The 18,668-nt window shown below is 65.8% G+C and carries 13 protein-coding genes; 9 read left to right on the forward strand and 4 right to left on the reverse strand.

Features of this window, described 5'->3' with window-relative positions; genetic code table 11:
- Positions 1-292: 292 nt before the first annotated feature.
- The 6 genes from ACKTEK_RS00130 to ACKTEK_RS00155 are packed head-to-tail and all read left to right on the forward strand — an operon-like array spanning position 293 to position 7,490.
- Entirely contained in the window at positions 293-2,167 is a 1,875-nt protein-coding gene (locus tag ACKTEK_RS00130; RefSeq protein WP_409163216.1) for a response regulator, read from the forward strand.
- On the forward strand, positions 2,164-3,426 hold the full coding sequence (locus ACKTEK_RS00135) for a glycosyltransferase (RefSeq protein ID WP_409163217.1): 1,263 nt from the start codon (positions 2,164-2,166) through the stop codon (positions 3,424-3,426). The genes ACKTEK_RS00130 and ACKTEK_RS00135 overlap by 4 nt, the downstream gene beginning before the upstream one ends.
- Positions 3,427-3,428: 2 nt before the next feature.
- A complete protein-coding gene (locus ACKTEK_RS00140; RefSeq protein ID WP_409163218.1) occupies positions 3,429-4,478 on the forward strand; it encodes an HlyD family secretion protein in 1,050 nt (349 codons plus the stop codon).
- A 17-nt stretch (positions 4,479-4,495) separates the two neighbouring features.
- Positions 4,496-4,894: a response regulator gene (locus ACKTEK_RS00145; RefSeq protein WP_409163219.1), complete on the forward strand. Its 399-nt coding sequence runs from the start codon at positions 4,496-4,498 to the stop codon at positions 4,892-4,894.
- Positions 4,891-5,250 (forward strand): Hpt domain-containing protein, encoded by a 360-nt coding sequence (locus tag ACKTEK_RS00150; RefSeq protein WP_409163220.1) that lies wholly within the window; start codon positions 4,891-4,893, stop codon positions 5,248-5,250. The genes ACKTEK_RS00145 and ACKTEK_RS00150 overlap by 4 nt, the downstream gene beginning before the upstream one ends.
- Positions 5,251-5,279: 29 nt before the next feature.
- A complete protein-coding gene (locus ACKTEK_RS00155) occupies positions 5,280-7,490 on the forward strand; it encodes a CHASE domain-containing protein (protein ID WP_409163221.1) in 2,211 nt (736 codons plus the stop codon).
- Between the two features lie 9 nt (positions 7,491-7,499).
- Here the strand turns inward: ACKTEK_RS00155 and ACKTEK_RS00160 are convergent, their stop codons facing one another.
- From ACKTEK_RS00160 to ACKTEK_RS00170, 3 genes are read right to left on the reverse strand one after another with little or no spacing between them, the layout of a single operon-like run.
- Positions 7,500-10,799 carry an error-prone DNA polymerase gene (locus tag ACKTEK_RS00160; RefSeq protein ID WP_409163222.1) on the reverse strand — a complete coding sequence of 1,100 codons (3,300 nt, stop codon included), beginning with the start codon at positions 10,797-10,799 and terminating at the stop codon, positions 7,500-7,502.
- The gene (locus ACKTEK_RS00165; protein WP_409163223.1) at positions 10,796-12,358 is read right to left on the reverse strand and encodes a Y-family DNA polymerase; all 1,563 of its coding nucleotides are present in this window, start codon (positions 12,356-12,358) and stop codon (positions 10,796-10,798) included. The genes ACKTEK_RS00160 and ACKTEK_RS00165 overlap by 4 nt, the downstream gene beginning before the upstream one ends.
- Entirely contained in the window at positions 12,249-13,028 is a 780-nt protein-coding gene (locus ACKTEK_RS00170; protein WP_409163224.1) for an ImuA family protein, read from the reverse strand. The genes ACKTEK_RS00165 and ACKTEK_RS00170 overlap by 110 nt, the downstream gene beginning before the upstream one ends.
- 182 nt (positions 13,029-13,210) lie before the next feature.
- Between ACKTEK_RS00170 and ACKTEK_RS00175 the strand changes: the two genes are divergently transcribed.
- On the forward strand, positions 13,211-13,846 hold the full coding sequence (locus tag ACKTEK_RS00175; RefSeq protein WP_409163225.1) for an ANTAR domain-containing response regulator: 636 nt from the start codon (positions 13,211-13,213) through the stop codon (positions 13,844-13,846).
- A 23-nt stretch (positions 13,847-13,869) separates the two neighbouring features.
- On the opposite strand, the gene ACKTEK_RS00180 is transcribed toward ACKTEK_RS00175, so the two are convergent.
- Positions 13,870-15,819 carry a sigma 54-interacting transcriptional regulator gene (locus tag ACKTEK_RS00180; protein WP_409163226.1) on the reverse strand — a complete coding sequence of 650 codons (1,950 nt, stop codon included), beginning with the start codon at positions 15,817-15,819 and terminating at the stop codon, positions 13,870-13,872.
- Between the two features lie 420 nt (positions 15,820-16,239).
- Here ACKTEK_RS00180 and ACKTEK_RS00185 point away from each other — a divergent pair, with 420 nt between their 5' ends.
- Positions 16,240-17,742 carry a CmpA/NrtA family ABC transporter substrate-binding protein gene (locus ACKTEK_RS00185; RefSeq protein WP_409163227.1) on the forward strand — a complete coding sequence of 501 codons (1,503 nt, stop codon included), beginning with the start codon at positions 16,240-16,242 and terminating at the stop codon, positions 17,740-17,742.
- Between the two features lie 71 nt (positions 17,743-17,813).
- Positions 17,814-18,662, forward strand: a complete 849-nt coding sequence (gene ntrB, locus ACKTEK_RS00190) for a nitrate ABC transporter permease (protein WP_409163228.1) — start codon at positions 17,814-17,816, stop codon at positions 18,660-18,662.
- Positions 18,663-18,668: the final 6 nt, after the last annotated feature.

Raw genomic sequence — 18,668 nt, forward strand, 5'->3', positions numbered from 1 at the left:
GGACGTCGGAAGCGTACGCCCGCATCTGCCAACCGGACCGTCGCCAATTGTTAACGATCGGCGGCAGTTTTCCCGGCAAACAAATGCGCCCCAAAACGCCGCAAAAGCCGAAAAAACGGGCCGAATAGGCGATATTTAAGAGAATAACGCGGGATTTCGATTAAAATACCAGAAAATCGCGTGATTTCGCTCGCTTTCCAGGCGTTGGGCGCGATTGCGCCCGAGTTCTCCGATCAACCGGTAGTTAAAGGGGGCAAGCCCATCTTCGATTGAAGAGCCAACAGGGTGCCAAATGTTCAAAGCCGAAGAATTGCACGACCCGGAATACGCCGATGACAACGCATCCGTTTCGCATGCGCCACCGGCGGAATCCGTATTGGGAGAGGTCGAGTACCTTCCAGGCGGTCAGCGCGTTCTCGTGGCCGAGGACAACGCCGTCACCAATGACCTGCTCCGCATCCTGCTGGCTCAGCGCGGACACGTAGTCGACATCGTGCAGGATGGACGCGCGGCCCTGAAGGCGCTGCAGGAAAACGAGTACGACGTTGTCCTGCTCGATTTCCATCTGCCCGAACTCGACGGCATCGAGGTTGCCCGCCGATTCCGTGCGGAACTCGACGGGCCGGACGCGCCGCGCCTGGTTGCCATCACCGCCGACATGAAGGGCCTGCTCGGCCACGAAGGCAACTGCGAGACCTTCGACACGGTGGTGCCCAAGCCGCTGAACCTCGACAATGTCTGCAAGGTGGTCGAAGGCGAACTGATCCTGCCCGGTGATGCGCGCCCGCTGCCATCCGCCCGGCCGGCGCAGCCCGCTGCCGCCGCCGCGGCGGTCCCGGCAGAAACCGAATCCAGGAGCGTCGCGCGATATGACGGCGGTCTCGCCCAGCAGGGCTTTCGCCTGTTTCGCTGGCCAGACGACCTCGAACTGATCGAGACCGGCGGCACGACGGGCAGCGAACTGGACCTCGAACGATTTGACGCGGTGCTCGTGTGCGAGCGCGCGACCGTCTCCGACCTGTCCTTCCTGTGGGCCGGTCACGACTTGCATCTGCTCCCCGTCATCGACCTGTCGGGCACGCTTGGCCCGCGCGCCGACCTTGATGCCTCCAAGCTCGGCATCACGGACACGGCGGCCGTCGAGCGACTGGTGCTGGCATTCAACAATCGCCGCCGGAGCCTGAGCCGCGACTTCCGCAAGTCCGACAAGATGGCCGACAAGCTGCTTGGCCGCGTTCGCGTCAGCGGATCGGACCTCAAGCCGCACTACTGGCCCGAGGACCCGACGCTGGTTGCCTACAACGTCGCGCTGCCCAGCGCCGACGTGCAGCGCGAGGCCGATGCGCTGGTCACCGGCGGGCTGCTGAAATCCGAGTTCTTCGAGCGCGTTCACCAGTGCGACCGCTGCAAGTCCTCCCGCCTGCACGTGCGCGAGGAATGCCGCCATTGCGGCAGCGCAAATCTGCACGAGGAGAGCTATCTCCACCACTTCGTCTGTGCGTTCCAAGCGCCCGAGTCGCAGTTCCGCGAGGACAACGACCTAGTCTGCCCCAAGTGCCGGCGCGAGCTGACACATTTCAGCATCGACTATGATCGTCCCGGTTCGATGGTGTGTTGCGGCTCCTGCGGCCATTCCGCCGCCGATCCGGAAGTCGGGTTCGTCTGCCTCGACTGCCACGCCCATCACAAGGGCGAGGCTGTGAAGCACAAGGATGTCCATTCCTATGCTTTGAGCGAGCAGGGCACCGCTGTCCTCAAGAACGGGCGCGCGATCATGGGCGACACGTCCGCCGTGACGCGCATGTCCGAACTGCCGCTCGCCCTTGCGGTCGCGCTCAATGGCGCACTGAAGCGGCACGCCGCGGAGGCAATCGATTTCGCGCTGGCCGAGATCACTTACGCCAACGCGCACGAGATCGAGCAGGCGGACGGCCCGCGCCAGTTGCGCAACACGCGCGAGAACATCATGGACAGCCTGCGCGCGGCCCTTGGCAACAGCGAGTGCGTTCATCGCGGCGGCCACGCCGACTACGTGCTGGTGGAAGGGGCGAATGCCGCGGTCACCCGTCGCGGGCTGGAAGTCGCAATTGCAGAGGCGGTCGAACTGCTCGCCCGCGATCCCGGCTGCACCCTGCGCGTCTTTGGCGCAAGCGAGCTTGCCGCATGACCGGGCCTGTCGCAGATGGCCTGAACTATCTCACCTCGCAGAGCGGCGCGAGCCTGCTGGCCCTGCTGTGGTTCACCGCAATCTTCGAGATCCCGCGCTACACGATCTCTGCCATTGCGGCGATCCTCAACATGGTCTTCAACCGCGAAAAGCCGACCGGACCCATCGGCACGGTCAGCGTCGTCATTGCCGGTCACAACGAGGAAAACTCCATCGAGCGCGTCGTCCGCGCGATCCGCGAGCAGACGCGCGCGCCCGACGAGATCATCGTCGTCAGCGATGGCTCCGGCGACAAGATGATGGAGCGGATGCAGGCGCTGCTGGCCGCCGGTCTCATCCACGGCTACCACGGCACCGACCTGCGCGCGGGCAAGGCGGCGGCGACCAACCTGTCGCTGCGCTACGCAACCGGCGATGTCGTGGTCAACATCGACAGTGACTGCACCTTCGACCGCCACGCGCTGGAAAACATCGTCGCGCCCCTGGCCGACCCGTCGGTCGGCGCGGTGTCGGGCAACATCTCGGTCCGCAATGCCCATGTCGGCCTGCTGACGATGATGCAGTCCATCGAGTATCTCATCGGCCTGTCGCTTGAAAAACACGCCGCTGACTTCCGCGAGCAGGTGGTTTGCGCGTCCGGCGCGTTCGCCGCCTTCCGCGCAACCGCGCTGGACCAGATCCAGGGGCTGGATGTGGGCGGCGGCGAAGACCTCGACGTGACGTTGCGGCTGCGCAAGGCCGGGTGGCGCATCCGCTTCGCCCACGATGCGGTGAGCTATACGGAGGTGCCCGAAACCTGGCGCGCCCTCGTCAACCAGCGCCTGCGCTGGGACCGGGACGCTTTGCGCCTGCGCTTTCGCAAGCACCTGCGCGTGCTGTCGCCGTTCTCGCCGGACTTCCGGTGGAGCGAATTGCTTCCGGCGCTGGACTACCTGGTCTTCCAGCTTGCCGCCGCCTGCATGCTGCCGTTCTACGTCATCTGGCTGGTGATGTCCTATGCCGACCTGTCGCTGCCGATCCTGATGGCCGCGACCTTCGCGCTGTTCTTCCTCGACCTGTTCGCCTTCTGCATGGCCGCGCTCGCCTACCCGAAGCTGTCGTCGCCCGTCCAGCTTCTCTACCTGCCGGGCCTTGCGCTGTTCTACGGCACCGCGCTGCGCATCGTGCGGCTCTACGCCTACGTGCAGGAACTCGTCGTCAACGCCTCTGTCTTCGATGAATACGTGCCGGCGAAAGTCCGGCTGATGCGGAAGTGGTAGCCATGAAAACACTGCGCAAACGGCCAAGAGCCGACAATCTCGTCAACCAGCAGCGGCGCACCACCAACCGCACCGGCCGCATCATCTACGGCACGCTGCTGACGCTGATGGCGTTGGCCGTGCTTGACTATGTCGTGGGCGACTACGTGTTCCTGCGCGCCGACGGCCTCGTCGTGCGCGACCGCTCGACCATTGCGACGACCTACCTCGCGCGCATTGACACGGTGAATGTCGGAAAGGGCGAGGCGGTGGAGGCTGGCGCACCGCTGCTGCAGCTCCAGTCCACCCATATCCTGGAGCAGCTCGCCGACCTCTCCGCGCGCCGCGCGGTGCTGTCGACACAGGCGGCCCAGTTCGCCATTCGCGCTGCCACGGTGACCCAGTTGCTGCCGCTTGCCGAGCGCCGCGAACAGGAAGCGACGAAAATGCTCGCGAAGTTCGACGACCTGTCGAACCAGAAGCTCATCACCTCGGCCCGGCGCGAGGAGGCAATGCGCTCCAGCTTCGATGCTCGGCAGGACTACGTGAAGCTGTCGGCGGAAGCGAACACGCTCGCCTCCGAACTGACGACGCTGGAGCAGGCGCGCTCGACGGCGGAATCCGCGTTCAACGATCTCGCCGCCCATTATGCGGGCGGTGTTGTCCGCGCGCCGGTCTCCGGCACCGTCGGCACGTCCATTCCGAGCAGTGGCGAGGTCTACCGCCCCGGCGAACAGATCCTCTCCATCTATCACGGCAGCCCCTACGTCCTGGCCTACCTGCCGCGCAGCTACCTCTTCTCCATCGACGTCGGCATGTCGGTTCGCGTCAGCGACGGCCAGCGCGACACCACCGGTGTCGTCAGCCAGATTTTGCCCGTTACGGAAGCTTTGCCGGAGGAATTCCAGAACACCTTCAAGCCGCGGGACCGCAGCCAGATCGCTTACATCAAATTCGATGAAAATCTGTCGTTTCCCTATCATCAGAAGGTGAGGATAAGCAGAACGAATGCCTTTTCCACGATTTCGCGCTGGGGCAAACACCTCAACCCGCTGAGCTACATCAAGAACTGACAGCTGGACACCAGGCCATGAAGCAACTTGAGAAGATAACCTATGTCGAGGACGACCGTGACATCCGCGCGCTCGCTGAAATCGTCCTCAGCGACATCGCGGGGTTCACCGTTCACGTTTGCGAATCTGGCGAGATGGCGGTGGCCGGCGCAGCCGATTTCGGTCCGGACATGATCATTCTCGATGTGATGATGCCGGGCATGGACGGGCTGGAGACGTTCCGAAGGCTGCGCGAATTCGACAGCCTGAAACACACGCCGGTCGTCTTCATGACGGCCAAGGCGCAGACGCAGGAAGTCGAACAGTATCTCGGCATGGGCGCGGTGGACGTGATCGTGAAACCGTTCGACCCGTCGACCCTGCCGGACCGCATCAACGGCATCTGGAATTCACTGAAGAGCGAGGCCGCGGAATGACCAATCCGCTTCATCCCCTGATCGAGCGCCACTGTGAGTGGCTGTCCGAAACCGTCGGCGAAATCCGGCTGCTGGTTGCCAACCTGAACACCGACAGGCAGGTGGCGCGCCGCGCCTATGAACTGACCCACGAGATCACCGGGTCCAGCGGCACGATGGGCTTTGCGCAAGTCAGCGCGGCGGCCGCGGTGCTGGAAGAAAAGCTGAAGCCGATGTCGGCACAGCCCGCACCCTATCCGCCCTTCGACCTGCTGCACGTCCAGTCGCTCTACAACGACCTCGCAACCGCCAGTCATGGCGTCGAGCCGCGTCACTCATCGCTGTTCAACGTCGATCTCGCGGCCATGGCCCGATAGGCCTCACCAGAAGCGAATCCGGAAAAGCCATGCCTGACTCCGCAAACAATGACACGCGCGAACACGCGGGCTGGCTTGCCCGGATCGCCGATGCGCTCAATCCGAACCACCACCCCACGTCGGCCTGGGTCGTCTTCGCGATTTCGCTGATGATCACGGCCGGGGCCTGGATGGTTGCCGAGGACTTCGTGCAGCGCAGCGCCGAGCAGCGCTTCGCTTTCGAGACCGAAGACATCCGGACCGCCATCTTCAAGCGGCTGCAGGACCAGGAAGAGGCGCTGATTGCCGGCGTGGGCCTGTTCGCGGCCAGCCAGACCGTCACGCGCGCCGACTGGCGGCAATTCGTGAAGGCGCTTAACGTCGACAAGTATTACACGGGGCTTCAGGGCTTCGGCTTCAGCCGGGTGATCCAGCCGGATGAACTCGCGGACCACGAGAAAGCCGTGCGTGGCGAGGGCTTCCCGATGTACGAGGTTCGCCCGAAGGGCGAGCGCGACGTCTACACCTCCATCGAGTTCATCGAGCCTTTCGACTGGCGCAACAGGCGCGCCTTCGGCTTCGACATGTTCTCCGAACCCTCCCGCCGCGCTGCCATGGAGCGCGCGCGCGACACGGGCGAGGCCGCCGTCACCTCCGCCGTCACACTGGTTCAGGAAACCGACGAAAACGTCCAGCTCGGCTTCCTGATGTACTTGCCCGTCTACAAGCGGTTCAGACCGCTGACCACGGTCGAGGAGCGCCGGGCCGCGCTTCTGGGCTATGTCTACAGCCCGTTCCGCATGAACGACCTGATGAGCGGAATCCTCGGTGCCGGCAACGCCAGCATCGACTTCGATATCTACGACGGCACGTCGACGGAGGGTGGATTGCAGCTCTACTCGACGGACTCCATCTCCGAGCCTGATGGCGGCGAATCGCAGTTTCAGCGCACGCTGTCGTTTGCGGCCGGCGGTCACGACTGGACACTGAGCTTCCACGCGCATCCGGGTTACCTGTCCATGGCTGAAGAGGCGCAGCCGATGGTGATTGCCGCCGGCGGCCTCCTCATCGACGTGCTGGTCTTCGTCGTCATCTCGACCCTGGGACGGCGCCACGCGCGCGAGTTTTCGCGCGCCAACAGGATGACGGCATCCTTCCGCAACCAGGCGGCGCGTACGCGCGCCATTGTCGAGACGGCGCAGGAAGGCATCGTGACGCTCAATTCGCGCGGGCTGATCGACACGCTGAACCCGGCTGCCCTGTCCATCTTCGGCTATCCCGAGGATGAAATCGTCGGCATGACGGTGGGCCGGCTTCTGACGCCGCGATCGCGCAACCGGCGGGAAGGCCGGTTGATTACCGCGATCACGACCAGGGATACCGACGCCAGGATCACTTGCGCCCATGTGGAAGGCGTGCGGGCTGACGGGTCGGTTTTCCCGATGGAGATCAGTATTTCGTCGATGGAAGTGGGTGGCGAACGTCTGTTCACCGCCGTGCTGCGAGACGTCACCGAGCGCAAGAAGGTCGAGAAGCTGAAGAACGAGTTCATTGCGGTCGTGAGCCACGAGTTGCGAACTCCGCTGACCTCGCTCAACGGTTCGCTGTCGCTCATCAACAGCGGGCATTTCGGTGAGTTGCCGGCCAAGGTCAAGATGATGATCGACATGGCGCAGCGCAACGGCAAGCGGCTCGCCGTGCTGGTCGACGATATTCTCGATATCGAGAAGATCGAGGCCGGACACATGGAGTTCCGCTTTGAGCGTCTCGAACTGGGCGATGTGATCAGCACCGCCATCGAGGAGTGTTCCGGCTTCGCGCAGGCGCGTGGCGTGGGCCTCGTCTTCGAGAACTGGGTCAAGGAGGCTTTCGTCGTTGCCGATTCAGCGCGCATGACGCAGGTGCTCAACAACCTGATGTCAAACGCGCTGAAGTTCTCGCCGCTCGGCTCCGTCGTGACAGTTGCTGCCGAGCGTGTCGGCCACAAGTTCCGTGTCTCGGTGAAGGATGTCGGTTCCGGCATTCCCAAGCACATGCACGAGCGCATCTTTGAGAAGTTCCGCCAGGCGGATTCCTCCGACGGGCGCCAGCAGGAAGGCACCGGTCTGGGGCTTCCGGTTGCGCAGCTCATCGCCGAGCATCACGGCAGCCGCATCCACGTCATCTCCGACGTGGGCCAGGGCGCAACGTTCTATTTCGATCTTGCCGAGGCAGATGTCGCAGCCTTGCAGAACGCTTTGGAGCTTGGACAGGTCGCCTGAGCTTCGCGTTCAGTGAAAGTCGCGGGACTTGGGAATGATGCGCGCGTCGCGTGGGTGCTGCGCGCGGCTCGGCACGAGGTCCTCCTTGCGCTGGTAGCCGCGCGGATATTGCGGGTTGGTGAACTCGTCGGCGCGCGACAGCATGATGTTGGCCTTGTGGCTGTCCGACAGCCGGTCCAGCTCGCGGGTCCGATCGTCGATGGACGTCGCCATCAGGTGGATGACGCCCTCCTTGCTGCGCTGGACATGGCCGCGCACCAGCGCCAGCTTGGCGGCCATCACCTCGCGCCGGAAGCTCTCGAACCGCCGCGCCCACAGCACCGCGTTGACGACGCCGGTCTCGTCCTCGAGCGTCATGAAGATGGCGTTGCCTTTGCCCGGCCGCTGGCGGATGAGGACGACGCCGGCCACCTGCACCCACGCCCCGTCGCGCTGGCGCGCCATCTCTTCGCTGGTGAGGATGCCCTCGTTGGAAAACACTCCGCGCAGCAGCGCCATCGGGTGCGCTTTCAGCGAAAGCCGCGTCGTCTGGTAGTCGGCGACGACATGCTCCCCAAGCCCCATCTGCGGCAGGTCGGCGGGGCGCTCTTCGGCAAGTTCGCGCGCTCGCGCGGCTTCAAACAGCGGCAGCGGTTCATCGTCCGGCAGGCGGCGCACGGCCCACAATGCGTTGCGCCGGTCGAGCCCGATGGAGCGCAGCGCATCGGCATTGGCGAGCCGCTTCAGGCCGTCCTTGGGAATGGTCGCGTGCCGCCACAGCGCCTCGACGCTCCCAAGGCCCGCCCCGCGCTTTGCTTCAAGTGCGCGCGCCCAGTCCTGCCGGAAGCCGTCGATCTGGCGGAACCCCAGCCGCAGCGCCAGCACGCCGTCCCCGTCGCGCTCCAGCGTGTTGTCCCAGAAGCTGTGGTTGATGTCGGTGGCCAGCACCGGCACGCCGTGCTCGCGCGCGTCCCGCACGATCTGCGCCGGGGCGTAGAAGCCCATCGGCTGGGCGTTCAGCAGCCCGCAGGCAAAGACCGCCGGATGGTGGCATTTGATCCATGACGAGATGTAGACGAGCTTGGCGAAGGAGGCCGCGTGGCTTTCGGGAAAGCCGTACTCGCCGAAGCCCTTGATCTGCTCGAAGCAGCGCGCCGCGAAGTCGCGGTCGTAGCCGCGCTTCACCATGCCCTCCACCATCTTGCGCGAGAAGGTGTCGATGGTGCCGACGCGCCGGAACGTCGCCATGGCGCGGCGCAGCGCGTTCGCCTCGTCCGGGGTGAAGCGCGCCGCCACGATGGCGATCTTCATCGCGTGCTCCTGGAACAGCGGCACGCCCAGCGTCTTCTTCAGCACCTGCTCAAGCTCGTCCGGCGGTCCGTGTTCCGGCGCTGGCGAGGGGAAGCTGACCTCTTCCTCGTTGTTTCTGCGGCGCAGGTAGGGGTGGACCATGTCGCCCTGGATGGGGCCGGGCCGCACGATCGCCACCTGGATGACGAGATCGTAGAACTCGCGCGGGCGCAGCCGCGGCAGCATGTTGATCTGCGCCCGGCTCTCCACCTGGAAGACGCCGATGGAATCGCCCCGGCACAGCATGTCGTAGACGGTGGGGTCCTCGCGCGGGACGTCGGCCAGCGCATAGTCGATATCGCAGTGGGCGCGCATCAGGTCGAGGCACTTGCGGATGCAGGTCAGCATGCCGAGCGCCAGCACGTCGACCTTCATCAGGCTGAGCGCGCTGATGTCGTCCTTGTCCCACTCGATGAAGGTGCGATCCTCCATCGCCGCGTTGCCGATGGGCACGATGGCGTCCAGCCTGTCCTGCGTCAGCACGAACCCGCCGACATGCTGCGACAGGTGGCGCGGAAACCCCAGCAGCCGCTGCGCCATGTCCAGCGTGCGGCGAATGGTCGGGTTCTCCGGGTCCAGCCCCGCCTGGCGGATGTAGCGGTCGGAGATGTCGCGGTTGTAGCCGCCCCACACCGTGCCCGACAACCGGTTCGTCACGTCCTCGGTCAGGCCGAAGACCTTTCCCACCTCGCGCATGGCGCTGCGCGGCCGGTAGCTGATGACGGTGGCGGCGATGCCGGCGCGGTGGCGTCCGTAGCGCTGGTAGATGTGCTGGATGATCTCCTCGCGCCGCTCGTGCTCGAAGTCGACGTCGATATCCGGCGGCTCCTTGCGCTCCGAGGAGATGAAGCGGGCAAACAGCAGGTCGTGGTCGGCGGGGTCCACCACCGTGATGCCGAGCACGAAACACACGGCCGAATTGGCCGCCGATCCGCGCCCCTGGCACAGGATGCCCTTGTCCTGCGCAACGCGAACGATGTCGTGGATGGTGAGGAAATACGGCGCGTAGTTCAGCTCCTCGATCAGGCGAAGCTCGTCCCGCAGGACAGCGTCCACCTTCTGCGGCACACCTTTCGGGTAGCGGAAGGCGGCATGCCGCCATGTCAGTTCCTCCAGCCATTCCTGCGCGGTCCTGCCCGGTGGAACCGGCTCGTCCGGGTAGTTATAGGAAAGCTGGTCGAGCGAGAAACCAATGCGCGACAGGAGCGCCTGTGTCTCGGCAATCGCGCCCGGCGCATCGGCAAACAGCCGCGCCATCTCGGCAGGCTCCTTCAGGTGGCGTTCGGCATTCGCCTTCAGTCGGTAGCCCGCCGCATCGAGGCTGACGCCCTCGCGGATGCAGGTGACGACATCCTGCAGCGGGCGCTGCGCGCGGTCGTGGTAGAGCGCGTCGTTGGTCGCGATCAGCGGCACGCCCGCCGCGCGCGCGATCTCCGCAAGGCTGCAAAGCCTGCGCCGGTCCTGGCCCTCGTAGGCCATCCGCGCCGCCAGCCACACCGCGCCGGGCGCATGGGTTTCAAGCCGGCGCAGCAGCGGTTCCAGCGCCGCGCCCCGCATCTGGCCGGGCATGACGATCAGCAGCAGGTCGCGGGCGTGCGCAATGAGGTCATCCAGCGAGATGTCGCACGCGCCCTTGGCTGCGCGGCGCTTGCCGAGCGTCAGCAGCCGGCACAGCCGCCCCCACCCGGCGCGGTTTTCCGGGTAGGCGAGAATGTCCGGCGTCCCGTCGCAGAAGACGAGCCGCGCCCCCACCACCAGCGTGAAGGGCAGGGGGCGGGTTTCTCCGGCCTTGCGCCACGCCTCGCGCGCGTCCTTCAGCGCGCTGTAGGCGCGCACCACCCCGGCCACCGAGTTGCGGTCGGCGATACCGATGCCGGTGTGTCCCAGGTCCAGCGCTTGGCACACCATGTCGGCTGGGTGCGAGGCCCCGCGCAGGAAGGAATAGTTGGTGGTGGCGGCAAGCTCCGCATAGGCGGTCATGCGAACAGCCCGTGCATGTACCAGCGCGGCGGCTGGCGCGTGTCCTCGTAGGTGCCCTCCCGGTAGACCCAGAAGCGCCGGCCCTGGCTGTCCTCCAGCCGGTAATAGTCGCGGATGTGGATGTCCTCGCCCGGCTGCCACCATTCCGGCGCGATGCGCTCCGGCCCTTCGCCGCGCGCGACCTCGTGCAGCACCCGCCGCCAGCGAAACCGCAGCGGCGGCCCGTCTGGAATCTGCGCCAGCGTCTCGATGGGTTCGGGCCGCCGGAACAGGTGGACGGGGCGCAGCGGCGCCTCCCCGTCGCGCGGGGTGATCCATTGCGCGCGATTTGTCCCGTGCGTGTCGGCGGCGTGTTCCGATGCGGCGCGTTCCGGCAGGTGCGACTGGTTGGCGCCGTATTCCAGCACCGCCTCGCGCCCCAGCCGGGTCACCAGCCGGTCGACGAGATCGCTGACCGCGTCGTCTTCCTCCGCGTGCCCGTCGAGGCTGTTCTGCCGCGCGTCCATCTGCTCCACCGCCGGGGTCGCGAGGCGCACGAGGTCGAACCCGTAGCCCGGCTCCAGCGGCTGGTTCATGGTCTCGATGCGCTCGTGGAACAGACGCATGACGGCATCGGCATCGCGCGAGGCGCGCGCCGTTTCCACCTCCAGCGTCGTCACGTGTCCGTCGACCCGGAAGAGGCGCGCCGCGAAACGCCGCCCGCCCTCGCCGCGCCGGCGCAGTTCGTCCGCCATGCCGGTCGCAAGCTGGCCGATGATATCGAGGACCGTGTCCACGTCCGCGATGGGTTCGGCAAGCCGCCGCTCAAGGCTCAGCGGGGGCAGGGGGCGGCGCGGCGTGATGCCGATATCCTCCTCGCCGAGGATGCGCGCAAGCCGCGACACCGCCTCCTTCCCGAAGCGCGCGGCAAGGACTGACCGCGGGCGGCAGGCAAGGTCGCCCAGCGTCTTCAGTCCCGCGCGGCGCAGAGCCGTCACCGCTTCCGCCTCGCAGCAAAGCGCTTCGACCGGCAGCGGGGATGCGGCCTGCGCCTCGCCGCCCGAAGGGGTGATGCCCGGCGCGCCGAAGCGGGCCTGCGCGTCGGCGGCATGGGGTGTGCCTGCAATGTGGGTGCGCACGTGGGCGGCATGGCGCGACAGCCACGCCAGCAGGTTCGCCCGCAGCGCCTCCTCCCCGCCGAACAGGTGTGCGCAGCCGCTGATGTCGAGGATCAGCCCATCAGTCCCGGCAATCGAGGCCATCGGCGTGTAGCGGTCGCAGGAGGTGCCGAGGCGCTCCAGCCAGCCCTGGTCGGCGGCCGTGTCATGGTCGATTGCCGCAAGCCGGGGAAGCTGCGCGCGCGCGTCCGCAAGCTTCATCCCCGCCGCGATACCGAGGTCGGCGGCAGCCGGATCGACGGCTGAAATCCGCAGCGCCCCGCGCTCCTTGGTGGTGAAGCACAGCGGCGTCTCAACCGGTCTGTTGCAGCGGCGCGCCTGCCATGCGTGCCGGTCCCTCGGCAGGAAGGGGAACCACACGGCCAGGTAGCGGCGGGAGGGTCCGGAATTGGCGTTTGTCATGATCCCACTCCACGCACCAGCGCTGTCCGCTCGCCCCGGCACGGTTACGCAACAAGGTCAGTTCGAAGGCCGGCAGGCCCGGCGCATTGGCTCCCAGCGCGCGCGAAGGCGCGGCGCGCACCTGCCAGCGCGTGAAGGCCGCGCTCGGGCGCATCTCGCCGCCCACCCGCAGCACGATGACGGTGACGCCGGACCGCTCCGCCGCCAGTCCAAGCCGCCGGCTCACCGTCAGTGTGAGCGGCCCCGGCGAGCGCCACGTCTCGATGAAGACGACCGGCAGTGCCGAACAGCGCGCCGCCTCCAACCCTGCGCGCAGGGCGTCTTCCGCGCGCCGCGTGCGCACCGCCAGCACCCGGTCCGGGTCGAGCCCCAGCGCCACCAGCCCCGGCGGGTAGAGCGCGCCGGTTTCCAGCTCGCTGATCGTCTGGCGTATCCACACGATCCGCCCCGGTCCCGGCGAGATCCGGTGCGCAAGCCCGGCGGCAAACCCGCTCAGCACCGCGCCTTCGGCCTCCTCGCCCACCGCGCATTCGTGCAGCGCCCCGCGCCGGAACGCGCCGTTCAGCCCGCGGTCCATCTCCTCCTCGCCGAAGGCGATGGCGCCGCGGGCGCGCGGGCGGGCCTGCACGGCCTCCATCCTGCGCCGCAATGTTGCGAGCGTGTCCTGCATCGATTCATATATGTTCCTGTTTTGTTCTAATCAGACTGTGAGTCCGGCCAAGAGTCAATCGGGTGTCTTGGGTCGATTGCGCGAAGCTGTAGAGAGAGTCTCCAACTCCCCACGCTTGCCGCACCGGTTCGCTTGGTGCAGGTTTGGGCCGACCCGTTCTAGCACTTGGAAAGACGCGACCCATGCGTGACCAGGGCAATGTCCGCCTCAAGCCCGGCGCGGAATACCGCGCGCTGCTGATCGACGCGCAGGGCGACCGCGCCCGGCTCTTCGCATCCATCATGTCCGACCGCGGCTATGCCGTGGCGCAGACGGTCGCCAGCGTCGACGAGGCGATCCTGATGCTGGGCAGCGCCAATGCGGCAAAGCAGGCAACCGCGATCGACCTGCTGGTGCTCTACACCAACTCCATGAACGGCAAGGACATAGAGGCCATCGGAAAGCTGGCCGGTGCCGCCGACAAGCCGATCCTCGTGGTGACCGAAAGCGGCGACCCGGACGTCATCGCCAGGGCGGTCTCGGCGGGCGCGACCTTCTGCCAGCCGCTCGGCGTCAATGCTGACCGCGTCCATGCCGGGGTGGTCGGCGCGATCAGCCTGCACAAGCGCATCAGCGCGCTGGAAGCCGAGCGCGAAGATGCCGTGCGCGCGCTGACCGAGCGCAAGCTCATTGACCGCGCCAAGCAGATCGTCATGGCCTCGCGCGACCTGAACGAGGCCGACGCCTTTGCCCATTTGCAGAAGCTGTCGATGACGCGCAACACGCCCATGGCCGATATCGCGCGCTCCATCATCGAGGCCAAGGAACTGCTCGGCTGAACCACTCGCTGCGTTGAAGCGCGTCAGCCCTTGTAGTCGCGCGGGTCGATGCCGAAACGCTTGATGCGCGCGTAGAGCGTCGTCGCCTTCATGTCGAGATGCTCCGCCGCCCCGCCCGGTCCCGACACCTTGCCCATGCTGCGCTTCAGCGCTGAGACAATGGCATCCGATTCAAGCTTGTGGATATCCGAGCGCTTGGAAATCTGCGGCTGCGCGGCTTCGCCGGACAGCGCCTCGCCCCTGCCATCGCGCTGCGCCGGACGGCGGCTGGCGGGAAGGTCGAAATGCAGCCGTCCGTCCTGCGAGACGATGACCGCGCGCTCGATGACGTTCTCCAGTTCGCGGATGTTTCCGGGCCAGTGATAGGTCTGGAGCTGCTCGATATTTGCGACGCTGAGGCGCGGCGCGATGGTGCGGTTGAGGCGGGCAACGGCGCGCTCCAGGAAGACGCTGGCGAGCGGGGGAATGTCCTCGGGACGTTCGCGCAGCGGCGCGGAATGAATCGGGAAGACGGCGAGGCGGAAATAGAGGTCCTCGCGGAAGCGCTGCTCCATGATGGCGTTGCGAAGCTCGCGGTTCGTCGCCGCGATGACGCGCACGTCGACATTCATCGTCTTGTTGTCGCCGACTCGCTCGAACTGCCCTTCCTGCAGCACCCGCAAAAGCTTGCCCTGCTGCTCGAGCGGTAGCTCGCCAACCTCGTCGAGAAACAGCGTGCCGCCATCGGCCAGTTCGAAGCGCCCCGCGCGCGCCGACACAGCTCCGGTGAAGGCGCCGCGCACGTGGCCGAAGAATTCGCTCTCGAACAGTTCAGCAGGGATCGCGGCGCAGTTGACGCGGATCAGCGGGCGGTTGCGGCGCGGGCTCGCATTGTGGATGGCGCGCGCGATGAGTTCCTTGCCGGTGCCGGATTCCCCGGTGATGAGGACCGTCGCCTCGGTTGGCGCGACGAGGTCGATCTGCTGCACCACGTGGGCGATGGCCGGGCTGGAGCCGACGATCTCGTGGCGGTTGTGGTGCTCGCCCAGTTCGTCGAGCAGGTAGGCTTTTTCCATCTCCAGCCGGGCGCGCAGTTTCTGCACTTCCTCCAGCGCGGTCTTCAGCGCGTTGTCCTGTTCGCGGCGCTTGGAAATGTCGCGGAAGACGACGACCGCGCCCACCGGCTTGCCCTCGTCCTCGATGGGAGTGGAGGTGTACTCGACAGGGAAGGACGTGCCGTCCTTGCGCCAGAACACCTCGTCGCGAACCTCGTGTACCGCGCCGTCCTTGAAGGCGGCGTAGATCGGGCAATCCTCAATGGGGTAGGGGTCACCGCAGTTCTGGCTGTGGTGCATGATGTCGTGCGCGACCTGGCCGACGATCTCCTCCGCCTTCCAGCCGAGCATGCGCTCGCCCGCCGGGTTGAGGAAGGTGGTCTGCCCGAACCGGTTCACCCCGTAGATGCCTTCGCCCGCTGCGTTGAGGATCAGCCGGTTGCCGCGCTCCAGGTCGCGGAACAGCCGGTCCGTTTCGCGGATGGTGGCCGCATCGCCCCGGTACATGGCGGCAAGTTCGGCGCGGGCGTGGCGGCGGCGCATCTTGCGGGCATCGAACAGCGCCATGACGATGCGGCGCGCGTCCTCCGGGCCGGACCGCGAAGCGTGGCATTCCACCAGCACCGGGCCGCGATTGGGCGTCAGGAGCTCGAATTCCGATTGCCATTGGCCCGGCCCGTCGAGGCAGGCGAGCGTCATCGTGAAGAGATCGGCGATTGCGGTGCGGAACAGCCCGCGCACGCTCATGCCCAGCAGTTCGGCTTCGCTGACGCCGATCAGTGCCGTCGCGGGCCTGGAGGCGGCGAGGATCCGGTCATCGAACGGATCGACGACGATGACGCCGAACTCCGCGTCCGCGAAGGCCGCAGTCGCCGCCAGATGTTCGCTTTCCTGGCCGGTCACGTCGCCATCGGCATGGCCCGTCTCGTCATTTCGCACGCGCAAAACTCACTTTTGCTCGAAAAACAGTTGGTTTCAGGCCGTTTGATCGCTGTTGCGCAGCTCGTCGCGCACATTGGCGACCGAATTTCCGTCTCTCATCGGAATTTTCAACAAATCGTAAATCGCAATTACCAGTTTTTGCAAATTACATTTTTTTGCAAAGCAGCATTTTTCGGCGCGGATTGCGCAAACCTTTGAATCCGAATGGAATTTTCCCCGCGACGGAAACTGGCACGACTCTTGGAAGGGAAGGACCGTCTACTCGACGCGCGTCCTCAGGCTGATGATGGCAATGGGCAGGGCGCACTCGCCGCGGCGTTCGACTGATGGGGGTCGGGCAATGCAGGGCTGAAGAAGGCCGAACGGGGGCCGCCGCAACGTCTGGCGCACTCCCACGAAAAAGACAGGACACTTCCAATGGGTGCATTGAGCAATCCCTTCAATCCCGACGAAATCCTCTGGACCGGTTGTCCGTGCGGCATGCACGCGACCATGTTCGAGCATCAGGCCGCCATGTCGCAGGCCCAGATGGGTTCGCGGTTCTATTCCTCCGAGACGACCGGCGCGGAAACCGCCCAACAGGCACACCAGCAGCGCCAGCAGGCGATGAGCGCCGACAAGGTGGACGAAGTCGCCGACACCGATCCCGACGTCGACTGGAACGACCAGGAAGCGGTTCTCGCGCGCTGCGTCGAATCCGCCGTCATGAAGGGTCTCTTCGGAACCGACACCAACCGCCGCTCCTTCCTGCGCGGCGTCGGCAGCGCCACCGCGCTGGCCGCCGTCTCCCAGTTCATCCCGCTCGACAAGCTGAAGGCAGCCATCGTCGAGGCGAAGGGCGAACTGGAAAAGACCGATCTCAGCGTCGGCTTCGTGCCGATCACCTGCGCCACGCCGATCATCATGGCCAAGCCGCTCGGCTTCTACGAGCGCTACGGCCTGAACGTCGAGGTCATCAAGACGGCCGGCTGGGCCGTGTCGCGCGACAAGTCGCTGTCGGGCGAATACGACGCCGCCCACATGCTGACGCCGATGCCGCTGGCGATCACGGTGGGCGCGGGTTCGACCTCGGTGCCGTGGACGATGCCGGCTGTGGAGAACATCAACGGCCAGGCGATCACCCTCGCCAACAAGCACAAGGACAAGCAGGACCCGAAAAAGTGGAAGGGCTTCACCTTCGGCGTGCCGTTCGAGTACTCGATGCACAACTTCCTGCTGCGCTACTACGTCGCCGAAGCCGGTCTCGACCCCGACAAGGACATCCAGATCCGCGTGGTTCCGCCGCCGGAAATGGTTGCCAACCTGTCGGCCGGCAATCTCGACGGCTACCTTTCGCCCGATCCGTTCAACCAGCGTGCCGTCTTCGACGGTGTCGGCTTCATCTACAAGCTGACCAAGGAAATCTGGGACGGGCACCCCTGCTGCGCCTTCGCCGCCAGCCAGAAGTTCATCGACGAGACGCCCAACACCTTCCTGGCGCTGTTCAAGTCGATCCTGGATGCGACCGCCTACTCGCAGGACCTGGCCAACCGGCCCGAGATTGCCGAGGCGATCTCGCCGAAGAACTACCTCAACCAGCCCACCACCGTGGTCGAGCAGGTTCTCACCGGACGCTTCGCCGACGGTCTCGGCAAGGTGCGCAACGAGCCGACGCGCATCGACTTCGACCCCTTCCCCTACCACTCCTTCGCCATCTGGATTCTCACCCAGATGAAACGCTGGGGCTACGTGGAAGGCGATATCGATTTCAAGCAGATCGCCGAGCAGGTCTACCTCGCGACCGATGCGCAGGACGTGATGAAGGACATGGGCCAGACCCCGCCGGACATCACCTACAAGTCGCACACGATCATGGGCAAGACCTTCGATCCGGCCGAGCCGGAAGCCTACATCGACAGCTTCGACATCAAGCGGGGCTGATTGCCAAAACGGTCCGGGCGGCGGGGTGCCGCCCGGACTTTCCAACCAGACGCAACACGGGGTGAGCGCTCATGACAGACAAGAATCTGGGATTGAAGTCGGGGGTTCTCTCGATCGTCATCCTCGTTCTATTCCTCCTGTCCTGGCACATGCTGGTGCTGGCCCAGCAGGGGCCGGCCGCCGAAGGTCTCGACCCCGAATATGCAGCCCTGCTCGGCAAGCAGGCGACGGACGGCGACAGCGCCATCCCCAAGCCGCTGGAAGTCGGAAAGGCGCTGTGGGGCCACATCTCCGATCCCTTCTATGACGCGGGACCCAACGACAAGGGCATCGGCATCCAGCTCGCCTATTCGCTGTTCCGCGTTCTCTCGGGCTTCGGGCTGGCGGCGCTGGTCGCGATACCGCTCGGCTTCGTCATCGGCATGAGCCCGATCATCTACCGGGCGCTCGATCCGTTCATCCAGATCATGAAGCCGGTCTCCCCGCTCGCGTGGATGCCGCTGGCGCTCTACACGATCCAGGATTCCAGCCTGTCGGCGATCTTCGTCATCTTCATCTGTTCCATCTGGCCGATGCTCATCAACACCGCCTTCGGCGTCTCCGGCGTGCGCAAGGAATGGCTCAACGTCGCCAAGACGCTGGAAGTCGGCTCCCTGCGCACCGCGTTCCGGGTGATCCTGCCTGCCGCTGCGCCGACGATCCTCACCGGCATGCGCATCTCCATCGGCATCGCGTGGCTGGTCATCGTTGCTGCCGAGATGCTCGTGGGCGGCACCGGCATCGGCTACTTCGTGTGGAACGAGTGGAACAACCTGTCCATCACCGGGGTGATCACCGCGATCATCTTCATCGGGCTGGTCGGCATGCTGCTCGATCTGGCGCTTGGCCGGGCGGCGAAGTTCGTCGCCTACGCGGAGTGACTCCAT

Source organism: Tepidamorphus sp. 3E244 (assembly GCF_046159835.1).
In the GTDB taxonomy this organism is placed as follows: Bacteria; Pseudomonadota; Alphaproteobacteria; order Rhizobiales; family Tepidamorphaceae; genus JACKJK01.

What these genes read in the sequence shown, in the direction of transcription:
- ACKTEK_RS00160 (WP_409163222.1), bottom strand. Translation starts at nt 10,799, where the DNA reads ATGACCGCCTATGCGGAGCTTGCCGCCACCACCAACTATTCCTTCCTG.
- ACKTEK_RS00145 (WP_409163219.1), top strand. Translation starts at nt 4,496, where the DNA reads ATGAAGCAACTTGAGAAGATAACCTATGTCGAGGACGACCGTGACATC.
- ntrB (WP_409163228.1), top strand. Translation starts at nt 17,814, where the DNA reads ATGACAGACAAGAATCTGGGATTGAAGTCGGGGGTTCTCTCGATCGTC.
- ACKTEK_RS00165 (WP_409163223.1), bottom strand. Translation starts at nt 12,358, where the DNA reads ATGACAAACGCCAATTCCGGACCCTCCCGCCGCTACCTGGCCGTGTGG.
- ACKTEK_RS00135 (WP_409163217.1), top strand. Translation starts at nt 2,164, where the DNA reads ATGACCGGGCCTGTCGCAGATGGCCTGAACTATCTCACCTCGCAGAGC.
- ACKTEK_RS00175 (WP_409163225.1), top strand. Translation starts at nt 13,211, where the DNA reads ATGCGTGACCAGGGCAATGTCCGCCTCAAGCCCGGCGCGGAATACCGC.
- ACKTEK_RS00185 (WP_409163227.1), top strand. Translation starts at nt 16,240, where the DNA reads ATGGGTGCATTGAGCAATCCCTTCAATCCCGACGAAATCCTCTGGACC.
- ACKTEK_RS00130 (WP_409163216.1), top strand. Translation starts at nt 293, where the DNA reads ATGTTCAAAGCCGAAGAATTGCACGACCCGGAATACGCCGATGACAAC.
- ACKTEK_RS00155 (WP_409163221.1), top strand. Translation starts at nt 5,280, where the DNA reads ATGCCTGACTCCGCAAACAATGACACGCGCGAACACGCGGGCTGGCTT.
- ACKTEK_RS00140 (WP_409163218.1), top strand. Translation starts at nt 3,429, where the DNA reads ATGAAAACACTGCGCAAACGGCCAAGAGCCGACAATCTCGTCAACCAG.
- ACKTEK_RS00150 (WP_409163220.1), top strand. Translation starts at nt 4,891, where the DNA reads ATGACCAATCCGCTTCATCCCCTGATCGAGCGCCACTGTGAGTGGCTG.
- ACKTEK_RS00170 (WP_409163224.1), bottom strand. Translation starts at nt 13,028, where the DNA reads ATGCAGGACACGCTCGCAACATTGCGGCGCAGGATGGAGGCCGTGCAG.